This window comes from Mesorhizobium sp. 10J20-29, assembly GCF_054130485.1.
In genome coordinates this window covers 3673045-3688560 of sequence record NZ_CP199156.1, presented here as the reverse complement: position 1 = coordinate 3688560, position 15516 = coordinate 3673045, and the positions used below count along the sequence as shown (strand labels likewise).

The 15516-nt window shown below is 66.5% G+C and carries 15 protein-coding genes; 4 read left to right on the top strand and 11 right to left on the bottom strand.

Features of this window, described 5'->3' with window-relative positions; genetic code table 11:
• Nucleotides 1-160 precede the first annotated feature (160 nt).
• Complete coding sequence (locus tag ACT2BZ_RS17550) at nt 161-1834, top strand: NAD(P)H-dependent oxidoreductase subunit E (RefSeq protein ID WP_457941370.1); 1674 nt, start codon at nt 161-163, stop codon at nt 1832-1834.
• Between the two features lies 1 nt (nt 1835).
• Nucleotides 1836-4634: a formate dehydrogenase subunit alpha gene (fdhF, locus tag ACT2BZ_RS17545; protein WP_457936428.1), complete on the top strand. Its 2799-nt coding sequence runs from the start codon at nt 1836-1838 to the stop codon at nt 4632-4634.
• A gap of 54 nt (nt 4635-4688) precedes the next feature.
• On the opposite strand, the gene ACT2BZ_RS17540 is transcribed toward fdhF, so the two are convergent.
• Complete coding sequence (locus ACT2BZ_RS17540) at nt 4689-5858, bottom strand: Mrp/NBP35 family ATP-binding protein (RefSeq protein WP_457936426.1); 1170 nt, start codon at nt 5856-5858, stop codon at nt 4689-4691.
• 112 nt (nt 5859-5970) lie between these two features.
• Between ACT2BZ_RS17540 and ACT2BZ_RS17535 the strand changes: the two genes are divergently transcribed.
• A complete protein-coding gene (locus ACT2BZ_RS17535; RefSeq protein WP_457936425.1) occupies nt 5971-6261 on the top strand; it encodes a DUF3144 domain-containing protein in 291 nt (96 codons plus the stop codon).
• A 6-nt stretch (nt 6262-6267) separates the two neighbouring features.
• On the opposite strand, the gene ACT2BZ_RS17530 is transcribed toward ACT2BZ_RS17535, so the two are convergent.
• Together ACT2BZ_RS17530 and ACT2BZ_RS17525 are read right to left on the bottom strand one after the other, a co-directional pair.
• The gene (locus ACT2BZ_RS17530) at nt 6268-6972 is read right to left on the bottom strand and encodes a DUF3306 domain-containing protein (RefSeq protein ID WP_457936424.1); all 705 of its coding nucleotides are present in this window, start codon (nt 6970-6972) and stop codon (nt 6268-6270) included.
• Nucleotides 6965-7510, bottom strand: a complete 546-nt coding sequence (locus ACT2BZ_RS17525; RefSeq protein ID WP_457936422.1) for a DUF3305 domain-containing protein — start codon at nt 7508-7510, stop codon at nt 6965-6967. The genes ACT2BZ_RS17530 and ACT2BZ_RS17525 overlap by 8 nt, the downstream gene beginning before the upstream one ends.
• Before the next feature lie 99 nt (nt 7511-7609).
• Between ACT2BZ_RS17525 and ACT2BZ_RS17520 the strand changes: the two genes are divergently transcribed.
• On the top strand, nt 7610-9640 hold the full coding sequence (locus tag ACT2BZ_RS17520) for a 4Fe-4S dicluster domain-containing protein (RefSeq protein ID WP_457936420.1): 2031 nt from the start codon (nt 7610-7612) through the stop codon (nt 9638-9640).
• Here ACT2BZ_RS17520 and ACT2BZ_RS17515 read toward each other — a convergent pair.
• From ACT2BZ_RS17515 to fdh3B, 8 genes are all read right to left on the bottom strand, one after another.
• A complete protein-coding gene (locus ACT2BZ_RS17515) occupies nt 9637-9942 on the bottom strand; it encodes a hypothetical protein (RefSeq protein WP_457936419.1) in 306 nt (101 codons plus the stop codon). The genes ACT2BZ_RS17520 and ACT2BZ_RS17515 overlap by 4 nt on opposite strands.
• Before the next feature lie 11 nt (nt 9943-9953).
• Nucleotides 9954-11000 carry a DUF6352 family protein gene (locus ACT2BZ_RS17510; RefSeq protein WP_457936417.1) on the bottom strand — a complete coding sequence of 349 codons (1047 nt, stop codon included), beginning with the start codon at nt 10998-11000 and terminating at the stop codon, nt 9954-9956.
• A complete protein-coding gene (locus ACT2BZ_RS17505) occupies nt 11000-11749 on the bottom strand; it encodes a biotin/lipoate--protein ligase family protein (protein WP_457936415.1) in 750 nt (249 codons plus the stop codon). Before ACT2BZ_RS17505 ends, ACT2BZ_RS17510 begins: the two co-directional genes overlap by 1 nt.
• Nucleotides 11746-11937, bottom strand: a complete 192-nt coding sequence (locus ACT2BZ_RS17500) for a DUF6494 family protein (RefSeq protein ID WP_457936413.1) — start codon at nt 11935-11937, stop codon at nt 11746-11748. Before ACT2BZ_RS17500 ends, ACT2BZ_RS17505 begins: the two co-directional genes overlap by 4 nt.
• 94 nt (nt 11938-12031) lie before the next feature.
• Nucleotides 12032-12157, bottom strand: a complete 126-nt coding sequence (locus ACT2BZ_RS17495) for a hypothetical protein (RefSeq protein WP_457936412.1) — start codon at nt 12155-12157, stop codon at nt 12032-12034.
• Between the two features lie 16 nt (nt 12158-12173).
• Nucleotides 12174-13553, bottom strand: coding sequence for a c-type cytochrome (locus tag ACT2BZ_RS17490; protein WP_457936411.1), 1380 nt, complete (start codon nt 13551-13553; stop codon nt 12174-12176).
• Nucleotides 13554-13573: 20 nt separating this feature from the next.
• Nucleotides 13574-14764 carry a formate dehydrogenase subunit gamma gene (locus tag ACT2BZ_RS17485; protein ID WP_457936410.1) on the bottom strand — a complete coding sequence of 397 codons (1191 nt, stop codon included), beginning with the start codon at nt 14762-14764 and terminating at the stop codon, nt 13574-13576.
• Nucleotides 14765-14912: 148 nt separating this feature from the next.
• Nucleotides 14913-15509, bottom strand: a complete 597-nt coding sequence (gene fdh3B / locus ACT2BZ_RS17480) for a formate dehydrogenase FDH3 subunit beta (RefSeq protein ID WP_457936409.1) — start codon at nt 15507-15509, stop codon at nt 14913-14915.
• Nucleotides 15510-15516: the final 7 nt, after the last annotated feature.

Here is a 15516-nt window from a genome sequence, read left to right as displayed (position 1 = left end):
CATGCGATAGAAGCGGCATCGCTGACGGGGCTTCCTTCGAAAATGCGGATTTGCGGCATGAAGGTCGCAACTTTTGTAGCGTGAGGAAGAAATTTTGCCTAAAGGTGAAAATCTATCGGGAGGCGACGTGGCCTCCACGGGCATGACGGAAGGGCAGACCATGACGATGCAGGACCGCCGCGGTCGCGACCGCGGGCCGAAAGGCCGGGGGCTGGACGATGCCGCGCTCGAAGACGTTCGCGCGCTGCTGGGCGAACGCCCGCGCCGGCGCGACCTGCTGATCGAACATCTTCACCTGATCCAGGACCGCTACGGCCATCTGTCGGCCGCCCACCTTCGCGCGCTTGCCGAGGAGATGCGGCTGTCGCAGGCCGAGGTCTACGAGGTGGCCTCGTTCTACGACCATTTCGACATCGTCAAGGAAGGCGAGACGCCGCCGCCGGCGCTGACCATCCGGGTTTGCGATTCGGTTTCCTGCATGCTCGCCGGGGCCGAGAAGCTGATCGGCGAGCTCGGCTCGGCCGTCGACCCGAAGGCCGTGCGGGTGGTGCGGGCGCCGTGCATCGGCCGCTGCGCCGGGGCGCCGGCGGCGCGCATCGGCAACCGCGAAGTCGACCACGCGACTGCCGAGAAGCTACAGGAGATGGCGCGCGACGGACAGACGGACGTGGTCGTTCCCGAGCATGTCGAACTCGCCGCCTATCTTGCCGATGGCGGCTACGAGACCCTGCGCAAGGTGCGCAGCGGCGAGATCGGCCTCGACGCCATCATGGAGAAGATGCAGGGCGCGGGACTGCGCGGGCTCGGCGGCGCAGGCTTCCCGACCGGCAGGAAGTGGGGCTTCGTGCGCTCCTATCCCGGCCCGCGGCTGATGTCGGTCAATGGCGACGAGGGCGAGCCCGGCACGTTCAAGGACCGCATCTACCTCGAAAGAGACCCGCACCGCGCCTTCGAAGGCGCGTTGATCGCCGCTCACGCGGTCGAGGCGGAACGCATCTACTACTACATGCGCGACGAATATCCGGCGGTGCTGGTCATCCTGCGCAAGGAAATCGCGGCGCTCGAAGCCGCCGGCATCGTCGCGCCCGGCTTCATCGAGCTCAGGCGCGGTGCCGGCGCCTATATCTGCGGCGAAGAGAGCGCGATGATCGAGAGCATCGAGGGAAAGCGCGGCCTGCCGCGCAACCGTCCGCCCTATGTCGCGGAAGTCGGCCTGTTCGGCCGCCCTACCCTCAATCACAATGTCGAGACGCTGTGGTGGATACGCGACATCGTCGAGAAGGGGCCGCAATGGTTCGCCGACCGCGGCAAGCCCGGCCATCCCGGCGTCCGCTCATGGTCGGTGTCGGGCCGCGTCAGGAACCCGGGCGTCAAGCTGGCGCCGGCGGGCGTCACCGTGCGCGAACTGATCGACGACTATTGCGGCGGCATGGCGGAAGGCCACGAGTTCAAGGCCTATTTGCCGGGCGGCGCCTCGGGCGGTATCCTGCCGGCCTCGATGGGCGACGTTCCGCTGGATTTCGGCGGCGAACTGGCCAAGCTCGGCGCCTTCGTCGGCTCGCATGCGATCGTGGTGTTTTCCCAGGAGGACAGCATCAAGGACGTGACCGTGAACCTGCTGAAATTCTTCAAGCATGAGAGCTGCGGCCAGTGCACCCCCTGCCGTGAAGGGACCCAGAAGATGGTCACCTTGCTCGACGCCAGGGAGCAACTGGACGAGACCGGGCTGCGCGACCTGGAAACGGTGATGCGCGATTCCTCGATCTGCGGGCTCGGCCAGGCCGCGCCGAACCCCGTCAATCATCTGCTGACACATTTTCGGGAAGACCTTTGAAATGACCGGCAAAATCGAATTCACGCTCGACGGAAAACCGGTCTCTGCCGAGCCCGGCGAGACCATCTGGGAAGTCGCCAAGCGCGAGGGCACGAAGATCCCGCATCTGTGCCATGTCGACTTGCCCGGCTACCGCGCTGACGGCAATTGCCGCGCCTGCATGGTGGATATCGAGGGCGAGCGCGTGCTGTCGGCCTCCTGCATCCGCAAGCCGGCGGCGGGCATGGTGGTCAAGACCGACACCGAGCGCGCCGAAAAGTCGCGCCAGATGGTGTTCGAACTGCTGGCCAGCAACATGCGGCCGCCCGAGGCCGGGCCTGACAACCAGTCTCTGTTCTGGGACTGGGCCGGATCGATGGGAATCTCCAGCGACTGCCGTTTCGGCTCGAAATTCGCCGGCGAGGACGCGCACGCCGAGTTCGACATCACCAACCCGGCCATCGCCGTCAACCTCGATGCCTGCATCGCCTGCGGCGCCTGCGTGCGCGCCTGCCGCGAAGTGCAGGTCAACGACGTGATCGGCATGGCCGAGCGCGGCAGCCACGTGGTGCCCGTCTTCGACATGCACGACCCGATGGGCCTGTCGACCTGCGTCACCTGCGGCGAGTGCGTGCAGGCCTGCCCGACCGGCGCACTGTTCGAGAAGTCGCTGATGGACAAGGCCGGCAAGACCCGCGTCGTCCAGGAATTCGACAAGGTCGTCGACACGCTCTGCCCGTTCTGCGGCGTCGGCTGCCAGACGAGCGTCGCGGTCAAGGACAACAGGATCGTCCAGGTCGACGGTCGCGACGGCTACGCCAACGAGAACCGGCTCTGCGTCAAGGGCCGCTTCGGCTTCGACTACGCGATGTCGCCGGACCGCCTGACCAGGCCGCTGATCCGCCGCGACGATGCGCCCAAGGCCGGCGACATCGACATGCGCGGCGTCGACCCGCTCACCGTCTTCCGCGAAGCGAGCTGGGAAGAGGCGATGGAGCGCGCGGCCGGCGGCCTGAAGCGCATCCATGCCGAGCATGGCGGGCAGGCGCTCGCCGGCTTCGGCTCGGCCAAGGGCTCGAACGAGGAGGCCTATCTCTTCCAGAAGTTCGTCCGCCAGGGTTTTGGCACCAACAATGTCGACCATTGCACCCGGCTCTGCCACGCCTCGTCGGTCGCAGCCCTGATGGAAGGCGTCGGCTCGGGCGCGGTCTCGGCACCCTTCACCGACGCGATGAAGGCCGAGTGCATCATCGTCATCGGCGCCCGCCCGACGACCAACCACCCCGTCGCCGCGACCTATTTCAAGCAGGCCGCAAAGCGCGGCGCGAAGCTCATCATCATGGACCCGCGCGGCCAGGACATGATGCGCCACGCGACGCATTCGCTGCGCTTCAAGGCGGGCAGCGACGTCGCCATGCTGAATGCGCTGATCCACGTCATCATCGAGGAAAACCTCTATGACGAGCAGTACATCCAGGCCAACGTGTCCGGCTTCGAGGCGCTGAAGGACAAGGTCAAGGACTTTTCGCCCGAGGCCATGGCCGAGGTGTGCGGTGTGGAGGCGTCCGTGCTGCGCGATGTCGCGCGCACCTATGCGCGGGCCGAGCGCTCGATCATCTTCTGGGGCATGGGCATCTCGCAGCACACGCACGGCACCGACAATGCGCGCTGCCTGATCGCGCTGGCGCTGATCACCGGCCATGTCGGCCGGCCCGGCACCGGCCTGCATCCGCTGCGCGGCCAGAACAACGTCCAGGGCGCGTCCGACGCCGGCCTGATCCCGATGTACTTCCCCGACTACAAGTCGGTCGAGAACCCGGATATCCGGGGCCAGTACGAGAACTTCTGGGGCCAGACGCTCGATCCCAAGCGCGGGCTGACCGTGGTCGAGATCATCGACGCCATCCATGACGGCGAGATCAAGGGCATGTACATCATGGGCGAAAACCCGGCGATGTCGGACCCCGACCAGATCCACGCCCGCTCCGCACTCGCCAAGCTCGACCATCTCGTCGTGCAGGACATTTTCCTGACCGAGACGGCCTGGCATGCCGATGTCGTGCTGCCGGCCTCGGCACACGCCGAGAAGCGCGGCACCTTCACCAACACCAACCGCCAGGTGCAGATGGGCCGTCCCGCGCTCGACATGCCCGGCGAGGCACGGCAGGACTGGGAGCTCATCGTCGAGCTCGCCCGCCGCGTCGGCCTCGACTGGAACTATGGCGACGTCTCGGATGTCTATACCGAGATGACGCAGGTCATGCCGTCGCTGAAGAACATCCCCTGGGAGCGCGTCGACCGCGAGGATTCGGTCATCTATCCGGCGAGCTCGCTCGACCAGCCGGGCAGCGAGATCATCTTCTCGTCCGGCTTCCCGACCGCCGACGGCCGCGGCCGCATCGTGCCGGCCGACCTTGTGCCGCCGAGCGAAGTGCCGGACGCGGAGTTCCCGCTGGTGCTGACCACCGGCCGCCTGCTCGAACATTGGCATACCGGCGCGATGACGCGTCGGGCCGGCGTGCTCGACGCCATCGAGCCGAGGGGCATCGCCACGATGAACCCGCGCGAAATCGCCAGGCACGGCTTCCGGCAGGGCGACATGATCGCGGTCGAGACACGGCGCGGCACGGTCGAGGCCATCCTGCGCGCCGACCGCGAGGTCGCCGACGGCATGGTGTTCATGCCGTTCTGCTTCGTGGAAAGCCCGGCCAACCGGCTGACCAACCCGATGCTCGACCCCTACGGCAAGATTCCGGAGTTCAAGTATTGCGCTGCCCGCGTCAGCGCACTTGCCGAGACGGTGACCGAAGCGGCCGAATAGGCTGATCCCGACGACGGATGCCCATCCCGGCAAGGCCGGGATGGCGAGTTTCCGCTACTCGAAGACGATCGCCGGCGACTTGTCGGTCTGTCGCTCCGCCTCGACCCGCTCCCAGGCCTGCCGCGCGATCTCGCGGTAGACCTTGGCATGCGGGCTGTCGGGCGCGGACACCACCACCGGCGTTCCGCCGTCCGAGGTTTCGCGGATCGCCATGTCGAGCGGCACCTCGCCGAGGAACGGCACGCCGATGCGCTCTGCCTCCTTGCGCGCCCCGCCATGGCCGAAAATGTCGTGCCGGCCGCCGCAGTCCGGGCAGATGAAATAGCTCATGTTCTCGACGATCCCGAGGATCGGCACGTCGACCTTGCGGAACATGCTCAGCCCCTTGCGCGCGTCGATCAGCGCCAGGTCCTGCGGCGTCGAGACGATGACGGCGCCGGCCAGGGGCACGTTTTGCGCCATGGTCAGCTGCGCGTCGCCCGTGCCGGGCGGCATGTCGACCACCAGCACGTCGAGCTCGCCCCACTCCACCTCGCGCAGCATCTGGGTCAGCGCCGAGATCACCATCGGCCCGCGCCAGATCATCGGCGTCTCCTCGTCGACGAGAAAACCCATCGACATGACCTTCAGCCCATAGCCCTCCATCGGCTTCAGGATGCGCCCGGACACGTTCTGCGGGCGGCCGGAGATGCGCAGCAGGCGCGGCATGGACGGGCCGTAGATGTCGGCGTCCAGAATGCCGACCTTCAGCCCGTTGGCCTGGAAGCCGAGCGCCAGGTTGGCGGCCGTCGTCGACTTGCCGACACCGCCCTTTCCGGAAGCGACGGCGATGATCGCGCCGATGCCCGGCACGCCGGCCTTCTGCGCCGGCGCGTGCGAGTGGGCGGCAGCGGCGCGCGCCTGCATCGGCGGCGGCACGGCAGCCGCCTGGCCGGCACTCGGCGCCGGGCGCACCGGCGGGTTGGGCGTTCCTGCCTTCTTCGTCGCGGTCAGCACCACCGTCGCCTTCTCGACGCCTTCGGCGCCGGCGGCGGCGCGCTCGGCGGCAGCGCGCAGCGGTTCCAGTTCCTCAGCGCGCTCGGACGGCACGGTGAGCGAGAAGAATACCGTCGAGCCCGAGATGACGATGTCGGACAGCAGGCCGAGATCGACGATGTTGCCGGTCAGGTCCGGTCCTTTGACCCGCCTGAGCTGCTCAATGATCTTTTCCTTGCTGATCGTCATTCAAACACCCTGCTGTCACGTCGTTTCCTGCTGTGACATATTGCAATTGGCACGACGGGCCAATGCATCACGGTGAAGTTTGGCTGGCGCCAGCATGAAGGGGAAGCGCGACATGGAAAGCAAGGGCAACCGCAAGCAGAGACGCGCCTCGGCCGAACCCGAAAAACTGGACACCAAGAACTTCGTCGAACTGGCCGACCGCTTCGTCGACGTCGCCAACCGCGCCAACCGCACGGTGCTGGCGACCGACGTGCACATGGCGTTCCTCTACGGTGCGGCGCGCTACAATGCCCATGTCGGCAAGAACGTCCGCTCGGTCGCCGACCACGAGGCCTTCGTCGAGGAAATGGCCGGCGTCTACAAGGAGATGCTGCGCAACCATCTTGCGGACCCGGCACTGTAGGTAATTTTAGCCCTCGAGCCGCCGGCGGATCGAAACCCTGCGGCGCGGTTCATCCGTCTCATCCGCATCATCGGAATCGGCGAGCAGTGACTGCGCTTCTGCCAGGGGCCCCTGATCGTCCTCGATGGCCGCAACAGGCATGCCTTCGTCTTGCGGCAATGCGGATACCTCGGCCTCGGCCTCCGTCTCAGGCTCGGCATCGGGATCACCGGCGTTCGCGCTCTCGGCAATCTCTTCCGGTTCCAGCGCCGCTTCGTCATCCGGCACTGAAAGCCTGCCCGTTGCAAATTGCGTCTGCTGTTCTTCCTTGGACAGGAAGCCGCGACCGACCTGCCACAGCGACTTGTAGACGCTGTGCGCCGGGTTGCGGAAATCCTGGTCGTAGTCGTTGAGGCCGTCGACATTGGCAAAGACCGGATCGGTGCGCCACATCTTGCGCAGCGCCGTGCGGCGCAGCAATTCGGGCACGCCGCGCTTCAGGAAGACGGTAAAATCGTCGTCCTTGCCGAGCGAATCGATATCGATCGCCTCGGCGGCAAGCCGGTTCGCCTCGAGCTCTTCATCGACAACCTCGGGCTCCGGCTCGACGGCCGGTTCGAGGGCGCCGGCCTCCGCCGGTGCTTCAGGCTGGGGCGGGTCGACCTCGACCAGCCGCTTGCGCCGCGACCAGCGCGACAGGAAGCCCTCGCCCCGGTCGTCCTCCTCAGCCATCGAGCTTGCCTCCGCCGGGCTTCTGGCGGTCGATGAAGATTGGCTCCTTGCCGAACTTCTGGTCCTCGATGTCGACGCGGTCGCGCCGGCGCTTTCTGAACTCTTCCTCGCGATGATAGTGGTCGACGAAATCCTTGATGGTCGCCTCGATGTCGGCCGGCATCGCTATCCGCTCGATTATGTCCTCGCCGCTGTCCTCATAGTCCTGCGCCTCGTAGGGCGAGGCCGTCACGGCATGGACAAACCAGGGCAGCGGATGGAGGTCATCCACGGTACGCCTCAGAACGACGAAGATCGCCGGCGCCTGGCTGTTGAAATTGTGCACATAGGCTTCGGTTTCGCCGGCGTGGCAGCTGATCTCGGAAACGCCCATGAAATAGCGAGTGACATTCTCGTCGCTGAGCAGCACGTCGCCGGCCGATAGGCCCGCGAAGGCCGGCGTCACGCCAACCGGAATCCAGTAATCGGTCGCCCATCGCGACACCGACTTGCGCCGCTCGACCAGAACGCCGACCATGATCGAAAGTTCACGTGCCAATGCCTTCAACTCGCTCCAAATCACGCAATCGCGTTTGCCAATGCCGTCCCAGAGCATAAGGTGTTCCCACGTGGCAACAAGGGTAAAGCAATGGGTCCGATGAAACAGCGCCTGCTGGTCTGCAATTGCGAAAAGTCCATGAGCGTGGACGGCAAGGCGATTGCACACGGGCTGGGCGTTTCGGAACTCCCCGTCCACACACAGCTTTGCCGCAGCGAGATCGGCATCTACGAGCAGGCGCTTACCCAAGAGGGCCGGCTCTGCGTGGCCTGCACGCAGGAAAGCCCGCTCTTCGAGGAGATCGCCGACGAGGCGGGCCGCGAAGTGCCGCTTTTCGCCAATATCCGCGAATTCGCCGGCTGGACCACGGACAAGCAGCCGACGGCGCCGAAGATGGCCGCCCTCCTCGCAGCCTCGGCGCTGCGGTCGAAGCCGGCAAGGCTGCGCAGCGTGCAAAATGACGGCCTGTGCCTGGTGGCAGGACACGGCCAGGCGGCCTTCGAGGCCGCGGCGCTGCTCAACAGGACGCTTTCGGTCACCCTGCTGCTCGACGGCGCGGAAGACGTGCTGTTGCCGCTCGTCCTCGACTTCCCCGTCTTTTCCGGCCGCGTCGCGAGCGCCTCGGGCACGCTCGGCGCCTTCGAGGTCGTGGTCGACGGCTACGCGCCGATGCTGCCTTCCTCGCGCGGCAGGCCGCAATTCGCGCTTGCCCGCAACGGCGCCAAATCGAGCTGCAGCGTGCTGTTCGACATGAGCGGCGCTGCTCCCCTCTTCTCGCGCCCGCTTGGCCGCGACGGCTATTTCCGCGCCGATCCGGCCGATCCCGTCGGCGTCATGCAGGCGGTGTTCGAGGCGAGCGGCTATGACGGCGAGTTCGAGAAGCCCATTTACGTCACCTACGACGCCTCGATCTGCGTGCATGAGCGGTCGCAGAAGACCGGCTGTACCAAGTGCCTCGACAATTGCCCGCCCGGCGCGATCTCGCCGGCCGGCGACAACATCCTGATCGATACGGCGATCTGCGGCGGCTGCGGCAACTGCGCCGCCCACTGCCCGACCGGTGCGGTCTCCTACGACTATCCGGCGCGCGCGCAATCCATCGAGCGGGTTCAGGTGCTGGCACGGACCTATTTCGAGACCGGCGGCAAGGCACCCGTCCTGCTGCTGCACGATGCGGCGCACGGCGCTCCGCTGATCAACGCCATGGCCCGCGACGGGCGTGGCCTGCCGGCCAATGTCATCCCCATGGAGCTGCATTCGGCAACGGGCGTCGGTCACGACCTGATGGCGGCCGCACTCGCCGCCGGCTTTCGTTCGGTCGCGGTGCTGGTCGATCCGCGCAAGGCGGTCGAACTTCATGCTCTGAACGAGGAAATCGCCCTTGTGGCCTCGCTTCTCGGCGGTTTCGGGCATTCGCCGGACCGGGTCGCGGTGCTTGCGGAAGCCGATCCTGACGTCGTCGAGCAGGCCCTTTACGGCTCGCCTCTTCCGGCCGAGATCGCGCACCAGTCCTTCGCGCCGGTCGGCGGCAAGCGCGACGTCGCGCGCTCGGCCATCGCCATTCTCGCCGGCGCCGGCAAGCCGGGCAGCGAGATCATCGAACTGCCCGCCTCCGCCCCCTACGGGACGATCCTGGTCGACCGCGAAAGATGCACGCTGTGCATGGCCTGCGTCTCGGCCTGTCCGGCCGACGCCACGCGCGACAATCCCGAAAAGCCGGAACTGCGTTTCGTCGAATCGGCCTGCGTGCAATGCGGAATCTGCGCCGCGACCTGCCCCGAGGACGCCATCTCGCTGGCGCCGCGCTACAATCTCTCGCCGACCGTGATGCAGCCGGTGACGCTCAACGAGGACGAGCCGGCCGAATGCACGCGCTGCGGCAAGGCATTTGCCTCGCGCGGCGTGCTGGAGCGCGTCAAGAAAACGCTAGGCGGCAAGCACTGGATGTTCGAAACCGACGAGAGGACCGCGCTCATCGACATGTGCGAAAGCTGCCGCCTCGAAGTCCTGTCAGGCGACGGCGCCGACCCCTTCGCCATCGCGCAGCGGCCGCGCGTGCGCACCACCGACGACTATCTGGAAGCCGGCCGCAAGGGCCTGTCGGTCGAGGACTTTCTCAGCGACGACTAGCCTTGCTGGGTGCAGAGCGAGCGTGCCCGCTGCAGCGACAGCCGGGCGGCGTCCTCGTCCATCAGGCCCTGGTTGAGCAGCGCATTGATTTCATCCGACCGCTTTGCGACGCACTCGTCGACGCTTGCCGGCGTACCGAGCGCCGGCAGTTGCGACGCGCTCGGCAAGGCCGTCACGCGGCTGCTGCGCCGCTCCGCCTCCTGCCACACAAACCAGGCCCCGATGGCCAGCAGGATGGCTAGAACCAGCGCCACCAGGCGCATCCAGGGCGCGTTGGCAATTGTCTGAGACGAAGCGGTCATGGCGTCATTCCTTATTGCCGGGTTTGTTCGAGCGGAAGATTGGTCAGCAGGTTCTGCGGCTTCAGCCGGATCAGGCTGTCGGCAGTGGTCGCCAGGCCGAGATAGGCGTGCTTGCCGCGCATGGCGGGAATAAGCGCCTCCTGGTCGAGAAACTCCAGCCGGAAAAGTGCCGCCATCCGCGCCAGCCGCTGCTCCTCGACGGCAACGCCCTCGTAGAGTCCGTTGAGGATCTGCGTCGCCTCGGCGTCGAGGCCGATATGCCAGGTCCAGCGCTCGTCGGCGATCGACTGCATGGCCTGCACGCGCACCCGCATCTGGAAGAAGTGGCGGATCCAGCGCTCGATGACGCGGGCCAGCGCATCCTGTGCCGGCTGGGTGAAGCGGAAATCGAGCGCCACGTTGAACTGGTCGGCGCGTGCCCAGTAGGTCTCGGCGTTTTCCTCGGTCATCACGTCGAGCGTCACCTCGCGCATCGGCGTCCCGGCCTCCGCAAGCAAGGCGCCGAGCCCGCCCATGCCGCCGGATTCGGAATACATCTCGACGACTTCCACATCGGCGAGCATCAGCTGCCCGTCGCTGGTGGTGGCCTTCTGCTCGCGAAAGAAGAGCTCGGCGGCGCGTGCCACGAAGGCATCCTGTTCTCCGGCCAGCATGTTGGAGCAGATCAGGTGGACGAGCTGCTCGATGAAGACAGGCGGCACCCGGGGCGCCCCCGGCGAGAACAACGCCAGATAACCGGCCTCGAGCGAACCGTGCTTCAGCAGGTGGTCGCGGTAGCCGAGCAGCAGGCGATAATTGTCGGCCGCATCGGTATCGGCAATTGCGGCAAGCTCGGCATCGGACACGGGCGCATCCGGCGTTTCCATCAGCTTCTCGAACAGCTTGTGCTCGTTCTCGCAGCTCTCGTCGATCGGGTGGATCTCCGGTCGCGTGTAGTAGGCGCGCAGGAAATCCGGCGACACCGCCAGCCAGCCATTGTCGAGCCTGTGGGTCAGGTGCAGTCCGGCGGATTTCCAGATCGGCCGCAACCGTTCGCCCTCAGGGGTCTTCACGTCCATCAACGCAAGCCCTCCAGGGCTGCCGCGACCGGGATGGCGCTGGTCACGCCATTCTCGCTGACCAGCAGCCCGCCCTCCTCGTCGAGCCCGAGCATCTGACCGGACCAGAAAAAGCTCGCAAGGCGCCCCTCGACCGGCCCGTTCATGTCATGCGCACGCGCCAGCCAGGACTGGTGGACGCCGCGAAAACCCTCCTGCTGCCAGCCGTCGATCCATGACAGGAAGTGCCGCGCAACCGCCTCTACCAGTTCCGTACGTTCGATCTCGCCCCCGCCCTCCTCGTGCAGCGCCGTCATGTCGGGGTGCCGGCCGGGCTCGTCTGCCCCATTGTCCGCGTTTTTCAGCGCCAGTTCGAAGCCGACGATCAGGAAACTCGGCACGACCTCCAGCGCGGCATTCTCCGGCGCGGCAAGAACGACGCGCCCGATCCGGCCGCCATTGGCCAGCACGGTGAAGGGCCAGCGGAAGGTCAGCGCCAGGTTGGGCGGGCCGATCGCGCCGAGCGCATCGCCGATGGCGACCATCAGCGTCGGTCCCATCTGCACCGCCCGCGACAGCGGGACGTCCGGTTCCAGCACGATCATCGCGGCGGCGCGGTCGGTCGAACGCGACCAAATCAGGTCGCCGGCGCCATAGGTACCGGCCGCCGCGCCGGACAGGGCCTCGGCCAGAAGGTCATGCTCCGGGTCGACGGCATGGCCGTCGAAGGCCGGCGGAAATACGGGTGCGGTCAGCTCGGCAACCGTCACGGAAGGTCAATGTCTCCGGCGACGACGTGGTTCAGCCCGGTGCCTTCTGCGGTCAGCACCATCTTCACCTTGAGCTTGCCGGGACCGGCCTTGCCCGAGCGCACCAGTTCCTCGATCTCGCGCTGCGAGGTGACGCCGACCTGCTTCAGGAACTTGCGCAGCGACATGTTGAAGGCTTCTTCGCTCATGGTGACCTCTTGCTTTCTGTTGCCGACGCCGGGGTCGACGCGAAATCGGCGAAGATCCGGCATCCGGGCGTTGATACGATCGGCAGCGGTCCGGTCAGAGCCGGACGTTGTCGCTCTTGTAGGTGGTTCCGGCCGGCATTTCGAGCTGCGAATTCAGCAGGAATCCGGCGCCCAGCGAGACGACGAGCAGCAACACGATGCTGAGGAGGAATGCTTTCATGGTTCCAGTATCTCCTTCAATTGCTGCGCGTGCCGGGCGGCGGCGCGCTTGCGTCGGGCTCGGTCGCCCTCACCAGATAGTCGATCAGCGCGTCGCGCCGCTCCACGCTCTTCAGCCGCTGCACCGGCATCTTGGTCCCGGGCGTGACGATGTCGGGGCCCTCGTCGAACAGCTGGGATACCGTCTGCGGCGTCCACACGATAGCCGAATCCTCCAGCGCCTTGGAATAGCTATAGCCTTCGACCGTGCCTGCAACCCTGCCGAACAAGCCATATAGCGTCGGTCCCGCACGATGCCCGCCGGCCGGCGTCAGCGTGTGGCAGACCGAGCATTTGCGCAAGAACTCGCTCTCGCCCGCATCCTCGATGTCGCGCGCCTGGAAGCGGCGCGGGTAGACCGACTGCACCGGTTCGACCTGGCGGCGCGGCTCGACCTGCCAGCCGATGGCGAAATCGTCGAGGCCGGCGCGGTAGAGGCGGCGGCCGTCCGGCGTGAAGGAGAGGCTCCAGACCGGGCCGTAAAAATCGCTGTGGTCCTCGACCAGCGCGCCGCTGTCGATGTCGAAGACGCGGATGTGGCCGTCGGCGCTGCCGGCGGCGAACCAGCCGGCACGCGGCGAGACGGCGATGGAAAGCACCGGCTTGTCGCTCTCGAAAAGGCGCACCGTCTCCTGCGTCTGCAGGTCTACCACTCCGGTCACCCCGTCGAGCGTGCCGAAGGCGAGCAGCGAGCCGCCGGGCAGCGGTGCGATGACGTTTACGCCCCAGCCATGCGCGTAAAGCACCTGCGGCGGGCCGGATATCGCCCCGCCCTCGAGCGGCCACTGCCTTATCATGCCGTCATAGGAGGCGGTGAACAGCTCGCGCCCGTCGAGCGAGAAACCGACCGCGTTGACATTGCCGCGGTGGTCGTCGGCGCGCGCAGTCTCGCGCCCGGCCGCAATGTCGAATACCCGCGCCGTGCCGTCCCAGCGCGCCGCCGCCGCGAAGCGCCCGTCGAGACTGACCGCCACGTCCAGCACCTTGTCGCCGGTATCCCGGACGCGCTTTTCGAGCCTGCCGCCCTTGAGGTCCCAGATCGCAAAGGCGCCGTCATCTGAGACCGAGACCGCCTTGTCGGTGCCGGGCACGAAGGCCACGTCATTGACAGCGGCCTCGTGACCGTCGAGCCGCGCCACGACGCGTCCCTCCTCACCGCTCATGTCCCACAGGATGACCGAATAGTCGAAGGATGCGGTCAGCGCCCGCTTGCCGTCGTCCGACAGCGTCACCGCCTTGACCGGCCCGCCATGGCCGACCAGCCGTTCGGGCAGCACATCGTCGGCGGAAACGCCGGCTGTCGGCGCGGCAAGGTCGATCAGCGCAATCATGGCGGCCAGGCGCACCGAACGCAGCATCGCAGAAGGGCGTCCCCGCCCTACTCTGCCGGCTGCGGACTGGCGCTCGGTCGCTCGCGCGATCCACCTTCCTGGACTTCCTCGACCCACAGCGAATGGTGCTCCTTGGCCCAGTTCAGATCGACATCGCCGCTGCCCATGGCGTCATAGGCGCCCTCCATGCCGACCGTGCCGATATAGATATGGCCGAAGATGACGCAGACCATGAAGACAGCCATGCCGGCATGCCAGATGGTGTTGAACTGCTGTTCCTGGATCACCGAATAGGGCGGCTCGGGCAGGCCGAGCAGCGCCGGCACGTCGAGGCCGACTTTCGCCAGCAGGGCAAAGGTATCGCCGAAGAAGCCGTGCTCGAAGGGGAAGAGCAGCGCCCAGCCCGAGATAGACAGGGAGAGGCCGCCGATCATCACGAGCCAGAAGACGATCTTCTGGCCGGCGTTGAACTTCTTGGCCGGCGGGTGGACACCCTTGGTCAGGAGGCCGCCGCCCTTGAGCAGCCAGACCACGTCGTAGCGGTTCGGGATGTTGTGGACGATCCACATGACGAAGGCGATCGCCAGCCCCAGCATGAAGGCGAAGGCGACGTAGTTGTGCGACATCTTGAGGAAGCCGGCCATCGGGCCGAAGGCGTCCTTGCCGATCAGCGGCAGCACGAGGCTGCGCCCGTAGGAAACGTTCAGCCCGCTGATCGCGAGGATGATGAAGGACAGCGCCATCAGCCAGTGGCCGGTGCGCTCGATGAGGGAGAAACGCTTGATGGTGACGCCGGCCAGGCCGTGCTCGACGCGGATGCGGCCGCGAATGGCGAAGAAGACGGCGAGCAGGACCAGCGTGCCGATCATCGCCAGACCGAGATAATCGAAGAAGGGACCGTTGCGCAGCAGCCGCCAGGACTCGCCCTCGGACTGCACCAGCACGCCGGCCTTCTTGTCGGGAATGGAAACATTGCCCTCGATGCCCTGGCGCACCGAGCGCCAGAGTTCGGCGTCGGAACTGTTGCCCAGCACGTCGCCCGGCACGTTGCCGTCGATGGGCGAGCCGCCACCGACCGATACCGCGCTGTCGGGCGGACGGACGGAACTCTGCGCATTGGCCGCACCGTTGAGCAGCACGAGCATCAGGCAGAGGCCCAGCAGGGACGCCAGGAGCGCCTGCATCCGGCGAAGGCCCGGTCGTTCAATGGATGCGTCGAGCGCCCGTGTCGTGGACATGTGTCGTTCTCCCGCTATGGCCAAGGCCCGGAACCGGTTGTGGATGCCGCCGGTCGGAGGAAGCGGTCAACGTCCATCGTGACCTCGATGCGGCCGGCGGGTCGTGCGCAACCCGGCAGAAGCCGGGTCACGCCCTTGGGCGGCCTCGTCAGCCGCCCGTCTTCTGGTCGTAGGCCGTACCCCAGCCCCAGGCGCCGGCGCCGAAACCGCGCGACACGACGCGTTCGCGGTAGATCGCCGACACCGTGTCGCCGTCACCGGCCAGCAGCGCCTTGGTCGAGCACATCTCGGCGCAAAGCGGCAGCTTGCCTTCGGCGAGGCGGTTGCGGCCGTATTTCTGGAACTCGGCGGCGGAATTGTCTTCCTCCGGTCCGCCAGCGCAGAAGGTGCACTTGTCCATCTTGCCGCGCGAGCCGAAATTCGACGCCTGCGGGTATTGCGGCGCGCCGAACGGACATGCGTAGAAGCAATAGCCGCAGCCGATGCACAGGTCCTTGGAATGCAGCACCACGCCATCGCTGGTCTGGTAGAAGCAGTCGACCGGGCAGACGGCCATGCAGGGCGCGTCCGAGCAGTGCATGCAGGCGACGGAGATCGAGCGTTCGCCCGGCTTGCCGTCGTTGATGGTGACGACGCGCCGGCGGTTGACGCCCCACGGCACTTCGTTCTCGTTCTTGCAAGCCGTGACGCAGGCGTTGCATTCGATGCAACGCTCGGCGTCACAGAGGAATTTCATTCTAGCCATGGTCTAT

Excerpts from the sequence above, each read along its gene's own strand:
- ACT2BZ_RS17550 (WP_457941370.1), top strand. The coding sequence starts at position 161 with ATGACGATGCAGGACCGCCGCGGTCGCGACCGCGGGCCGAAAGGCCGG.
- fdhF (WP_457936428.1), top strand. The coding sequence starts at position 1,836 with ATGACCGGCAAAATCGAATTCACGCTCGACGGAAAACCGGTCTCTGCC.
- ACT2BZ_RS17540 (WP_457936426.1), bottom strand. The coding sequence starts at position 5,858 with ATGACGATCAGCAAGGAAAAGATCATTGAGCAGCTCAGGCGGGTCAAA.
- ACT2BZ_RS17535 (WP_457936425.1), top strand. The coding sequence starts at position 5,971 with ATGGAAAGCAAGGGCAACCGCAAGCAGAGACGCGCCTCGGCCGAACCC.
- ACT2BZ_RS17530 (WP_457936424.1), bottom strand. The coding sequence starts at position 6,972 with ATGGCTGAGGAGGACGACCGGGGCGAGGGCTTCCTGTCGCGCTGGTCG.
- ACT2BZ_RS17520 (WP_457936420.1), top strand. The coding sequence starts at position 7,610 with ATGAAACAGCGCCTGCTGGTCTGCAATTGCGAAAAGTCCATGAGCGTG.
- ACT2BZ_RS17515 (WP_457936419.1), bottom strand. The coding sequence starts at position 9,942 with ATGACCGCTTCGTCTCAGACAATTGCCAACGCGCCCTGGATGCGCCTG.
- ACT2BZ_RS17510 (WP_457936417.1), bottom strand. The coding sequence starts at position 11,000 with ATGGACGTGAAGACCCCTGAGGGCGAACGGTTGCGGCCGATCTGGAAA.
- ACT2BZ_RS17500 (WP_457936413.1), bottom strand. The coding sequence starts at position 11,937 with ATGAGCGAAGAAGCCTTCAACATGTCGCTGCGCAAGTTCCTGAAGCAG.
- ACT2BZ_RS17495 (WP_457936412.1), bottom strand. The coding sequence starts at position 12,157 with ATGAAAGCATTCCTCCTCAGCATCGTGTTGCTGCTCGTCGTCTCGCTG.
- ACT2BZ_RS17490 (WP_457936411.1), bottom strand. The coding sequence starts at position 13,553 with ATGCTGCGTTCGGTGCGCCTGGCCGCCATGATTGCGCTGATCGACCTT.
- ACT2BZ_RS17485 (WP_457936410.1), bottom strand. The coding sequence starts at position 14,764 with ATGTCCACGACACGGGCGCTCGACGCATCCATTGAACGACCGGGCCTT.
- fdh3B (WP_457936409.1), bottom strand. The coding sequence starts at position 15,509 with ATGGCTAGAATGAAATTCCTCTGTGACGCCGAGCGTTGCATCGAATGC.